The sequence below is a fragment of the Paracidovorax citrulli genome (assembly GCF_900100305.1).
Classification (GTDB): domain Bacteria; phylum Pseudomonadota; class Gammaproteobacteria; order Burkholderiales; family Burkholderiaceae_C; genus Paracidovorax; species Paracidovorax citrulli.
In genome coordinates this window covers 98,490-108,891 of sequence record NZ_FNEY01000015.1, presented here as the reverse complement: position 1 = coordinate 108,891, position 10,402 = coordinate 98,490, and the positions used below count along the sequence as shown (strand labels likewise).

Below are 10,402 nucleotides of genomic sequence, written 5' to 3'. Positions count from 1 at the left end.
ACGCCAGTGGGCCAGCGGCTTCGTGCATTGGTACAACTGCGAGCACCGCCACAGCGCGATCGGCTACGTCACGCCGACGCAGCGCCATGCCGGGCAGGACCAGGCCATCCTGCAGGCTCGCCATCACCTTTACACCCAGGCCCGACAGCGCAACCCCGCGCGCTGGTCGGGCAGCACCCGCAACTGGGCGCCGGTCCAATCGGTCACGCTCAACCCTGAGCGCGACGGCATCTCCAATGCCGCGGCGACCGCATCGAATACGCAGCCTCGGGCTGCTTGATCGACGCGACAACTACCTTGACATGCTCCGGGCCGCGACGTCGTTTTCGAGAATGTTCCGTCGGAATGCGCGGGCTGCCCACCGCTGCCCGACTCAGCAGTGATGCCCTGAACTGTCCCGGAGAGGTCTTGCCCATCGCATTCACCCTCCAAGGCAACGCATGCCGTGGAGATGAAACGGGCCTCAACCTCTGGAACCAGCACGTCCGCTCCCATGACCACCACCCGTCGATTCAAGGTAGCTGCCCTGCTCCTCGGCATTGCAGTGGTTGGGATCACCCTCCGCAGTCTCGCCACCCCTGAATACCAAAGAAGCCACTACAGCCCGCGGCACGTCTATCGGCTCGATTACTACGAAGCCTCCTGGCTCCAGCGGATGGCGCATTGGGACATGCGCTATCCGCACGTCATCCGTCTGTACCGGATCGAACCACCGGCTCTCCTCGGAGAAAGCGCCGTCGTGGACCTGTGGATCAACGGCCAGTTGTACTGGTACCTGAATCCCCCCATGAACAAGGTCCGCATCGGAAGAGACGTGGTCTTCGAGAACATCCCTCCCGAATGCACCGGCTGCCCGCCCCTGCCCGATTCCGCGGTCATGCCCTGACTCGCCCGCCCAAGAAAAACGGCACCCGAAGGTGCCGTCTTTCCCAATCGTGGAAGGGGATGTGCCCTGGGCGGGTCAGTCCTCGACGAAGGCTTCCTCGCGCTTCTTGCTCACGGCCGGCAGCAGCACGATGACGAGCAGCAGCACGGCGGCGGCGAGCAGGCCGGCGGAGATCGGACGCGTGACGAACACGCTCCAGTCGCCGCGCGACAGCAGCAGGGCGCGGCGCAGGTTCTCTTCCATCATCGGGCCCAGGATGAAGCCCAGCAGCAGCGGCGCCGGCTCGGTGCCCAGCTTGTGGAAGATGTAGCCGATGAAGCCGAAGATGCCGACCAGCCACACGTCGAACGTGTTGTTGTTCGTGCCGTACACGCCCACCGCGCAGAACAGCACGATGGAGGGGAACAGCCAGCGGTAGGGCACCGTGAGCAGCTTGATCCACATGCCGATGAGCGGCAGGTTCAGGATGATCAGCATCGCGTTGCCGAGCCACATCGAGGCGATCAGGCCCCAGAACAGTTCGGGGTTGCTGGTCATCACCTGCGGGCCGGGCTGGATGTTGTGGATCGTCATCGCGCCCACCATCAGCGCCATCACGGCGTTGGGCGGGATGCCCAGCGTCAGCAGCGGGATGAACGAGGTCTGCGCGCCGGCGTTGTTGGCCGCTTCGGGAGCAGCCACGCCGCGGATGTTGCCCTTGCCGAAGGGCACTTCGCCCGGACGCAGCTTGGTCTTTTTCTCGATCGTGTAGGCCGCGAAGGCCGACAGCAGCGCGCCGCCGCCCGGCAGGATGCCCAGCGCCGAGCCCAGGGCCGTGCCGCGCAGCACGGCGGGGAACATGCGCTTGAAATCTTCCTTGGTGGGGAACAGGCCCTGCACCTTGGCCGTGAACACCTCGCGGTCTTCCTCGGGCTTGGAGAGGTTGGCGATGATTTCACCGTAGCCGAACACACCCATGGCGATCACGACGAAGTTGATGCCGTCGGTCAGCTCGGGAATGTCGAAGCTGTAGCGGGCCACGCCCGAGTTCACGTCGGTGCCCACGAGGCCCAGCAGCAGGCCCAGCACGATCATCGCAACGGCCTTGAGCAGCGAGCCCGAGGCCAGCACCACAGCGCCGATCAGGCCCAGCACCATCAGCGAGAAGTATTCGGCGGGGCCGAACTTGAATGCCACTTCGGTCAGCGGCGGCGCGAAGGCGGCCAGGATCAGCGTGCCCACGCAGCCCGCGAAGAACGAGCCCATGCCGGCGGCGGCGAGCGCCGGACCCGCGCGGCCCTTGCGCGCCATCTGGTAGCCGTCGATCACCGTCACCACCGAGGATGACTCGCCCGGCAGGTTCACGAGAATCGCGGTGGTCGATCCGCCGTACTGCGCGCCGTAGTAGATGCCGGCCAGCATGATCAGCGCGGCCACGGGTGGCAGCGCGTAGGTGGCAGGCAGCAGCATGGCGATGGTGGCCACGGGCCCGATGCCGGGCAGCACGCCGATCAGCGTCCCCAGAATACAGCCGATCAGGCAGTAGATGAGGTTCTGGAAGGTGAAGGCGACGCCGAAGCCGGTCGCCAGGTTGTCGAACAATTCCATGGTTATCGATGCTCCCGCTCAACCCGAAATGAAACTGGGCCACACGGGGAACTGCAGTTTCAGCGCCCACACGAAAGCCACGTAGCTGCCCACCGCCAGGATGGTGGCGAGAATGAAAGTTTCCTTGGCGTTGAATTTTTCGCCCGCCAGGCTCGCGATGAACACGAGCGCGTAGATGGCGACGATCAGGCCCATGGCCGGCACGCCGAAGGTCGGCAGGCCGGCGAGCAGCACGCCGAACGCGAAGTTGGAAGCGAGGATGAAGAACAGCGGCTTCCAGGCCCACTTGCCGATCCTGTCCCCATCGGCACTCTCCACCACGGTGGCGTAGAACGTGATGGCCGCGCCCAGGATCGCGAGCAGGATTCCCAGGATCAGGGGGAAATAGCCCGGACCCATGCGCGCGCCGGTCCCGACGCTGTAGTTGGTGGCACCGACCGCGAAAGCGACCCCGACCCCCATGAACATGAGGCCGGAGAAAAAGTCTTTCTGGCTCTTTATTTTCACGAAACGACTCCTTACACGAAGTTGACGGGCGATTGTGCAATCACGTCCCCTGCCCGATCGATGTGGATACCACCTACCCTGCACCTAGGGAAAACCGCAACGCGCACAGCGAAAATGCCGGCACGGCGCGCCGGGCATTTTCCAGTTTTTCGACTGGCGGAAAACGGATTCAGGACGCGGACGGCGGGCCCGCCCGGTCACGTGACTCCAGCGGCGGCGTTGCGGCGATGACCTCCTCCAGGGTGGTCACGCCTTCGGCCACGCGCAGCGCGCCGGCCAGCCGCAGCGGGCGCATGCCGTCCTGCAGCGCCTGGCGCCGCAGCGCATCGATGGAGGGCGACTGGGTGATGCGCTCCTTCAGAGCCTCGCTCACGGTGAGCAGCTCGTAGAGCCCCATGCGGCCGTGGAAGCCCGTCATGCGGCATTCCACGCAGCCCACCGGCCGGTAGGGGTGGTAGCCGCCGGTGATCTTCCAGGGCCGCACCACCTCGGCCAGGCGTTCGATGCCGGCCGCCTCGTCGCGCTGGCGGCACTGCCGGCAGAGCGTGCGCACCAGCCGCTGCGCGAGCACGCCCAGCAGCGTGGCGTTGATGAGATAGGGCGGCACGCCCAGTTCCATCAGCCGGCTGATGGCCGAGGGGGCGTCGTTGGTGTGCAGCGTGGAGAACACCAGGTGGCCCGTGAGCGCGGCCTGCACGGCCATGTCCGCCGTCTCCAGGTCGCGGATCTCGCCCACCATCAGGATGTCCGGGTCCTGCCGCATGAGCGCGCGCAGGCCTTCCGCGAAGCTGAAATCGAGTTGCGGCTGCACCTGCGTCTGGTTGAAGCTCGGCTCGATCATCTCGATCGGGTCCTCCACCGTGCTCACGTTCACCTCTTCGGTGGCCAGGCGCTTGAGCGTGGAGTAGAGCGTGGTGGTCTTGCCCGAGCCCGTGGGCCCGGTGACCAGGATGATGCCGTGCGGACGCTGCACCAGCGCTTCCCAGCGCTGCGCGTCGTGCGGAGAGAAGCCCAGCGCGTCCAGGTCCTTGACGGTGTTGTCCGGGTCGAATATCCGCATCACCATCTTCTCGCCGAAGGCCGTGGGCAGGGTCGAGAGGCGCATTTCCACCTCGTCGCCGCGCGGGTTGCGGGTCTTGATGCGGCCGTCCTGCGGGCGGCGCTTCTCGACCACGTCCATGCGGCCCAGCAGCTTCACGCGCGACACCATGGCGTTCAGCACGCCCATGGGCATCTGGTAGACCGGATGCAGCACCCCGTCGATCCGGAAGCGGATCACGCCCTGCTCGCGCCGCGGCTCCAGGTGGATGTCGCTCGCGCGCTGGTCGAAGGCGTACTGCCAGAGCCAGTCCACCACCTTGACCACGCCCTGGTCGTTCGCGTCCAGCTGCTTGTTGCTGCGGCCCAGCTCCACCAGCTGCTCGAAGCTGCTGCCCGCGCTCGCGCCGCCGGCTTTCTGCGCCGCCTTCACCGATTTGGCCAGCGCGAAGAACTCCGCCGTGTAGCGGTGGATGTCCTGCGGGTTGGCGACCACGCGGCGCACGGCGCGGCGCGACTGGCGTTCCACCTCGGCCACCCAGTCGTCCACGAACGGCTCGGCCGTGGCCACCACGATCTCGCGCGGCGTGACCTGCACGGGCAGCACCCGGTGCCGCTCCGCGTAGCTCGCGCTCATCATGTCGGCCACGCGGCCCACGTCCACCTTGAGCGGATCGATGCGCAGGTAGGCCAGGCCGCTGCGGCCGGCCAGGTATTCGGTCAGGCTCTCCAGGTCCAGCGGCCTGCCGTCGCTCGCGCGCGCCATCGCCACGCTGGCCAGCCGCACCAGCGGATGCTGCCGGCTCTCGGCCTGCGAGCAGCGCGCGATGGTGCGCGCGGCCTCCTCCTGCGAGATCACGCCGTCGGCGCGCAGCCACTCGACGATGCGCCGCCACTCGAGGGGGCCCGCGAAGCCGGCCGGCGCCGCGGGCCCGGCGGCGTCATGGAGGGTAGGAGGCAGGCTGCGGCTCATCGCGCGTCACTCCACCGGCTTGAACACGCGCGGCCACTTCGCCGCGGGCAGGTCCCACCGCGCCTGCACCGCATCGGCGCGGGCCAGCAGGTCCGCGCGGCGCGGCCGCAAGGGCGTGCGCTGGGCCAGCACCACCGTGTTGCCCTCGCGCGTGGGCTTGAAGGCCCAGAGCGCGTCGGCGCCGAAGGCCTCGGCCATGCGCGCGAGGCTGCGCTCGTAGCTGGAGGAGCGGCCGAAGAGGTTCACGGTCATCGCGCCGTCTTCGGTGAGCAGCGCCCGGCAGTCGGCGTAGAACTCCGCGCTGTCGAGCACCGGCGCCGCGGCCTCGTGGTCGTACAGGTCCACCGCCAGCGCATCGACCGTGCCGTGCCACTCGGGCTTGCGGATCTCCTGCGCGGCATCGGCCAGCACCACGCGCAGCTTCGGCCCGTCGGGCGGCAGCTTGAACCACGCGCGGCACACGGCCAGCACCTGTGGGTTCAGCTCGATCGCCGTGCAGCACATGCGCAGCTTCTTGTGGCAGAACTTGGTGATCGCACCCGCGCCCAGGCCCAGCTGCATCGCATGCCGCTTGCCCACGCTGGCGGGCTCGACGAACAGCAGCCAGGCCATCATGCGCTGCACGTACTCCAGTTCGATGTCGAAGGGATCGTCGATGCGCATGGAGCCCTGGATCCAGGGCGTGCCCAGGTGCAGGTGGCGCACGTCGCCGTCATCGGAAACACTGACTTCGGGCAGCTCGGCGGCTGCGGCTTTCTTGCGGGTGGTCATTCAGTCCATCAATCCAAAGGGGGCGAAGGCCGCGGCCCAGGCGGCGCGCTTGCGCTCGAAGCTCCACGACGCGTTCGCGGGGCTGGTGGAGGGCAGGCGCAGCGAGGGCACCGGGCCGTCCTGCAGCCCGGCGGGCAGCTGCAGCGCGGTGCGCACGGCACGCGCATGCTTGAAGCTTTCGCCGCCATTGTGGGCGATGGCCGCCAGCCTCGGGCAACGCGAGCGCAGCGCCGCGAAATCGTTCACGGCGGCGTTGCGGATGCTGGTGTCCAGGCTGCCTTCGCGCTCGCAGGCGGCATATACGTCCCAGAGCCCCAGGCCGCGGTCCAGCAGCCAGGCGCAGCGCTCCGCATAGCGGTCCCGCCCGGGCAGCGGATGCCGTGGCCAGAGCGCCTGCAGGATCGGCCAGAAATGGTTCTGCGGATGGCCGTAGTACTGGCCCGCGCGCAGCGACGCCACGCCCGGGAAGCTGCCCAGCACCAGCACCACCGTGCGCTCCGAGACGACCGGCGCCAGCCCCACCAGGCGTACAGGCGCGGCGGGCCGCGGGTCGGCGGGGGGGCTATCGGGCAAACGGGACGAACGGGGCATGCGAGCCTATGGTAGCTATTCGGCGGTCGTGCGGCGGGCCTGCGCAGTCGCCGGCAGCAGCCCCGCCAGCCGCGGCAGCGCCGCCAGGGAATTCGCGTGCGCGGCCCGGGCCAGCGCCTCCACCGGCATGCCGCGCAGCTCCGCCACCACCTGCGCGATGCGCGGCAGCTCGCCCGGCGTGTTGCGCGCCGGGGCCGCGCCCGCCGCCCGCTCGGCGGCCGTCACGTAGAGCCAGTGCGGCGGGATGTCCGGCGCGTCGGTCTCCAGCACGATCGCCTCCAGCGGCAGCTCCGCCGCCAGCCGGCGCAGCTGCAGCGCGCGGTCGAAGGTCACCGCCCCGCCGAAGCCGAGCTTGAACCCCAGGTCGATGAAGGCGCGCGCCTGCTGCAGGCTGCCGTTGAACGCATGGGCGATGCCCCCCTCGGCACCCACGTCGCGCAGGCCCTTGAGCACCTTGTCCACCGACCGCCGGGTGTGCAGGATCACGGGCAGGCGGCTGCGCCGCGCGAGCCGCAGCTGCTCGCGGAAGAAATGCTCCTGCCGCGCCGGGTCCAGGTCCTTCACGAAGAAGTCGAGCCCGATCTCGCCCACGGCCACGAGGCGCGGGTCCGCCGCATGCTGCTCCAGCGCCCGCGCCAGCACACCGAGATCGCCATCGTCCGCCCGGCCCGTGAAAAGCGGGTGGATACCCAGGGCATAGCTGTCGCCGTGGCGGTGCGCCAGCGTGCGCACGGCGTCCAGGTTGCCCCGCTCCACCGCGGGCAGCACGCAATGCGCGACACCGGCCCGCGCCGCGTCCGCGCGCACCCTGTCCAGGTAGTCCCGGCCCGCATGGGCTTCGAACTCGTCGAGGTGGCAGTGGGTATCGATCCAGGTCTCCATCCCCCGAGCATGCCAGCACCATGGGCGGCGCGCACGTCGGCCGGCTCCGGCGTCCCGCGCAAGCCGCCAGGCCGCCTGGCCCCCGCCCTGAAACACGCGGACACATGCGCGGCGGGCGGTTCCGTGCTACCGTCGCCGGGAACCGCCTGCCCGGCGCACGACGCCGCGCGCGGGCCCCCTGACCCGAGGTGACCGCATGCCCAGGCCCGCCCGCTACAGCAGCTCCCGCCGCGCGCCGGCCGCGGCCTCCCCGCCATATCCTTTCCCGGACGGGTCCGCGGACCCGCCGCCGGCCGGTCCTGCGGCCGCGGCTCCCGGCAGCGCCGGACCTGCAGGCGCTGCCGGCCCATCCCGTGCCCGTCCCTCGCGGCGCTGGCTCGGCGGCGCGCCGGCGGCCGTGCTGGCGACCGTGTTGTTGGCCGGCTTCGGCTGGCTGGCCTGGCGCATGCCGCCGCCGGCGCCGCGCATCACCCAGCAGGACATCGACGCGGCCGTGCTGCACACCCTCTCCACCCAGCCCCTGCCCTCGGCCGCCGCACGCGCCGCCGAGGCCGTGGCCCCGTCGGTGGTGCGCGTCGCCGGCTTCGCCCGGACGAAGAAAGGCAAGGGCAAGGTCCAGGAGGAAGAGCGCGGCGTGGGCACCGGCATCGTGATCGTGGACAAGGGCGTGATCCTCACCAACCTGCATGTGGTGCGGGGCGCGGCGCGCATCCAGGTCACCTTCGCCGACGGCTCCGAAAGCGACGCCTCCCTGACCGGCGCCCAGCCCGCGAACGACCTCGCCGTGCTGCAGGCACGCCGCGTGCCGGACGACCTGCAGGCCGCGCCGCTGCGCTCCACGCAGGGCCTCAAGCCCGGCGACGGCGTGGTCGCCATCGGCTTTCCCTTCGGCATCGGGCCCTCGGTCTCGGCCGGCGTGATCTCGGGCCTGCAGCGCGAATTCGATTCGCCCCAGGGCAAACAGGAGATGCGCAACCTCATCCAGTTCGACGCCGCCGCCAACCCCGGCAATTCCGGCGGCCCGCTCGTCACGCTCGACGGCGAGGTCGTGGGCATCGTCACCGCCATCCTCAACCCCACGCCCGCGCGCACCTTCATCGGCATCGGCTTCGCCGTACCCATCGAGAACGCCGCCGAGGCCGCGGGCTCGCCACCGTTCTGACCTTTCGCAAGGAGCCTCCATGGACATCACCCCGCCCCCGACGGCCGCCGCCACCGCCACGCTGATGGAGCAGATCCTCTACGAGGTCAAGCGCGTGGTGGTCGGCCAGGACCGCTTCCTGGAGCGCGTGATGGTCGCCATGCTCGCGCAGGGCCACCTGCTGGTCGAAGGCGTGCCGGGCCTGGCCAAGACCCTCACCGTGAAGACGCTGGCGGGCACCGTGCGCGGTACCTTCAAGCGCATCCAGTTCACGCCCGACCTCGTGCCCGCCGACCTCGTCGGCACGCGCATGTACCACCAGCGCACGGGCGAATTCGCCACCACGCTCGGGCCGGTGTTCACCCACCTGCTGCTGGCCGACGAGATCAACCGCGCGCCCGCCAAGGTGCAGAGCGCGCTGCTGGAGGTGATGCAGGAGCGGCAGGTCACCATCGCGGGCGAGACGCACACGCTGCCGCGCCCCTTCCTCGTCATGGCCACGCAGAACCCGATCGAGACCGAGGGCACCTACCAGCTCCCGGAGGCCCAGGTGGACCGCTTCATGATGAAGGTGCTCATCGGCTATCCCACCGAGGAGGAAGAGTTCGTCATCGCCCAGCGCGCCCTCGCCGAGCCCGTGCAGGTGGCCTCCGTGGCCACCACGGAGCAGCTCGCCGCGCTGCAGGCCGAATGCCGGCGCGTGTACGTCGATCCCTCCCTGCTGCAGTACGCCGTGCGCCTCGTGGCCGCCACGCGCGCGCCCGCGCAGTACGGCCTGCCCGAACTCGAACCGCGCATCGCCTGCGGCGCCAGCCCGCGCGCCACCATCCACCTGGCCGAGGGCGCCCGCGCCCTGGCCATGCTGCGCGGCCGCGGCTACGTGCTGCCCGAGGACATGGCCGACCTCGCGCCCGACGTGCTGCGCCACCGCATCACGCTCTCGTACGAGGCGCTGTCCGACGGGCTCGATGCCGACGCCCTCATCGCCCAGCTCATGGCACGGCTGCCCGCGCCGGCCCGCCCGCTCGCGCACGATGCCCAGAACGAGGTGCTCCATGCCGCCGCGCAGCGGGCCTGACGCCGCGGACCGCCTGCTGCGCCGGCTCGAATGGACCGTGCTGCGCCGCCTCGACGGGCTGCTGCAGGGCGATTACCGCACGCTGCTGCGCGGCGCCGGCGTGGACCTGGCCGACCTGCGCGAATACCAGGCGCACGACGACGTGCGGCACATCGACTGGAACGTCACCGCGCGGCTCGGCACGCCCCATGTGCGCGTCTTTTCCGAAGACCGCGAGATGGCCGCCTGGTTCCTGCTCGACCTCAGCCCCTCGGTGGATTTCGGGCCGCCGGGGCAGACCAAGCGCGACCGGCTCACCGGCTTCGTCGCCGTGCTCGGGCGGCTGCTCACGCGCCACGGCAACCGCGTGGGCGCCCTGCTCTTCGGCCAGGGCATCCCCGCCACCGTGCTGCCGCCGCGCACCGGCCGCACCCATGTGCTGCGCCTCATCGATGCGCTGGCGCCCGCGGGCCCGCCCGCGTCCTCTCCGCCCGGCGCCACCGAGCTGCACCGGCTGCTGCAATCGGCCGCGCCCGTGCTGCGGCGGCGCTCGGCGGTGTTCGTGGTATCGGACTTCCTCTCGGCCCCCGGCTGGGAGAAGCCCCTCGCGCAGTTAGCGCAGCGCCACGACGTGGTCGCCGTGCGCCTGTTCGACCCGCTGGAGATGGCGCTGCCCGACGTGGGCGTGCTGCACCTGCGCGATCCCGAGACCGGAGAGCAGTTGACGGTGGACACGCGCGACCGCGCCTTCCGCCAGCGCTTCGCCCGCCTCGCCGCCGGGCGCGAAGCCGCGTTGCGCTCGGCCCTGGCGCGCGCGGGCGCGGACACGCTCGAACTCGCCACCGACGACGACCTGCTCGACGCGCTGGTGCGCTTCATGGAACTGCGCGGCCAGCCCGTGCGGTCCCGCCGGCGCGTGCGCGCCTGATCGCCGGACGCGCCGGACCAACGAACGACAAGGAAGGAGCC

10 protein-coding genes and 1 pseudogene are annotated in these 10,402 nt (G+C 70.3%); 5 read left to right on the top strand and 6 right to left on the bottom strand.

The genetic code is table 11. The features are described 5' to 3' along the window. A pseudogene (locus tag BLR99_RS23125) lies at positions 1-280 on the top strand (hypothetical protein); the annotation flags it as partial. Between the two features lie 213 nt (positions 281-493). Further along, positions 494-886, top strand: coding sequence for a hypothetical protein (locus BLR99_RS12200; RefSeq protein ID WP_011794226.1), 393 nt, complete (start codon positions 494-496; stop codon positions 884-886). 75 nt (positions 887-961) lie between these two features. Here BLR99_RS12200 and BLR99_RS12195 read toward each other — a convergent pair whose 3' ends face one another. The 6 genes from BLR99_RS12195 to BLR99_RS12170 form a co-directional block, all read right to left on the bottom strand. Further along, positions 962-2,473 (bottom strand): tripartite tricarboxylate transporter permease, encoded by a 1,512-nt coding sequence (locus tag BLR99_RS12195; RefSeq protein ID WP_011794225.1) that lies wholly within the window; start codon positions 2,471-2,473, stop codon positions 962-964. A gap of 18 nt (positions 2,474-2,491) precedes the next feature. Continuing rightward, on the bottom strand, positions 2,492-2,980 hold the full coding sequence (locus BLR99_RS12190; protein WP_011794224.1) for a tripartite tricarboxylate transporter TctB family protein: 489 nt from the start codon (positions 2,978-2,980) through the stop codon (positions 2,492-2,494). A gap of 169 nt (positions 2,981-3,149) precedes the next feature. Further along, positions 3,150-4,991: a type IV pilus assembly ATPase TfpB gene (gene tfpB, locus BLR99_RS12185; RefSeq protein WP_011794223.1), complete on the bottom strand. Its 1,842-nt coding sequence runs from the start codon at positions 4,989-4,991 to the stop codon at positions 3,150-3,152. Positions 4,992-4,997: 6 nt separating this feature from the next. Further along, positions 4,998-5,762 (bottom strand): class I SAM-dependent methyltransferase, encoded by a 765-nt coding sequence (locus BLR99_RS12180; protein WP_011794222.1) that lies wholly within the window; start codon positions 5,760-5,762, stop codon positions 4,998-5,000. Continuing rightward, a complete protein-coding gene (locus BLR99_RS12175; protein ID WP_011794221.1) occupies positions 5,763-6,353 on the bottom strand; it encodes a DNA-deoxyinosine glycosylase in 591 nt (196 codons plus the stop codon). It abuts the gene before it with no gap. 15 nt (positions 6,354-6,368) lie between these two features. After that, on the bottom strand, positions 6,369-7,235 hold the full coding sequence (locus tag BLR99_RS12170; RefSeq protein ID WP_011794220.1) for a TatD family hydrolase: 867 nt from the start codon (positions 7,233-7,235) through the stop codon (positions 6,369-6,371). Positions 7,236-7,431: 196 nt separating this feature from the next. Between BLR99_RS12170 and BLR99_RS12165 the strand changes: the two genes are divergently transcribed. From BLR99_RS12165 to BLR99_RS12155, 3 genes are read left to right on the top strand one after another with little or no spacing between them, the layout of a single operon-like run. After that, positions 7,432-8,397 carry a S1C family serine protease gene (locus tag BLR99_RS12165; RefSeq protein ID WP_011794219.1) on the top strand — a complete coding sequence of 322 codons (966 nt, stop codon included), beginning with the start codon at positions 7,432-7,434 and terminating at the stop codon, positions 8,395-8,397. Between the two features lie 19 nt (positions 8,398-8,416). Continuing rightward, positions 8,417-9,454 carry an AAA family ATPase gene (locus BLR99_RS12160; protein WP_011794218.1) on the top strand — a complete coding sequence of 346 codons (1,038 nt, stop codon included), beginning with the start codon at positions 8,417-8,419 and terminating at the stop codon, positions 9,452-9,454. Then, on the top strand, positions 9,432-10,361 hold the full coding sequence (locus tag BLR99_RS12155) for a DUF58 domain-containing protein (RefSeq protein ID WP_011794217.1): 930 nt from the start codon (positions 9,432-9,434) through the stop codon (positions 10,359-10,361). Before BLR99_RS12160 ends, BLR99_RS12155 begins: the two co-directional genes overlap by 23 nt. The last annotated feature ends 41 nt before the right edge of the window (positions 10,362-10,402 follow it).

What these genes read in the sequence shown, in the direction of transcription:
- tfpB (WP_011794223.1), bottom strand. Translation starts at nt 4,991, where the DNA reads ATGAGCCGCAGCCTGCCTCCTACCCTCCATGACGCCGCCGGGCCCGCG.
- BLR99_RS12200 (WP_011794226.1), top strand. Translation starts at nt 494, where the DNA reads ATGACCACCACCCGTCGATTCAAGGTAGCTGCCCTGCTCCTCGGCATT.
- BLR99_RS12160 (WP_011794218.1), top strand. Translation starts at nt 8,417, where the DNA reads ATGGACATCACCCCGCCCCCGACGGCCGCCGCCACCGCCACGCTGATG.
- BLR99_RS12175 (WP_011794221.1), bottom strand. Translation starts at nt 6,353, where the DNA reads ATGCCCCGTTCGTCCCGTTTGCCCGATAGCCCCCCCGCCGACCCGCGG.
- BLR99_RS12165 (WP_011794219.1), top strand. Translation starts at nt 7,432, where the DNA reads ATGCCCAGGCCCGCCCGCTACAGCAGCTCCCGCCGCGCGCCGGCCGCG.
- BLR99_RS12170 (WP_011794220.1), bottom strand. Translation starts at nt 7,235, where the DNA reads ATGGAGACCTGGATCGATACCCACTGCCACCTCGACGAGTTCGAAGCC.
- BLR99_RS12195 (WP_011794225.1), bottom strand. Translation starts at nt 2,473, where the DNA reads ATGGAATTGTTCGACAACCTGGCGACCGGCTTCGGCGTCGCCTTCACC.
- BLR99_RS12180 (WP_011794222.1), bottom strand. Translation starts at nt 5,762, where the DNA reads ATGACCACCCGCAAGAAAGCCGCAGCCGCCGAGCTGCCCGAAGTCAGT.
- BLR99_RS12155 (WP_011794217.1), top strand. Translation starts at nt 9,432, where the DNA reads ATGCCGCCGCGCAGCGGGCCTGACGCCGCGGACCGCCTGCTGCGCCGG.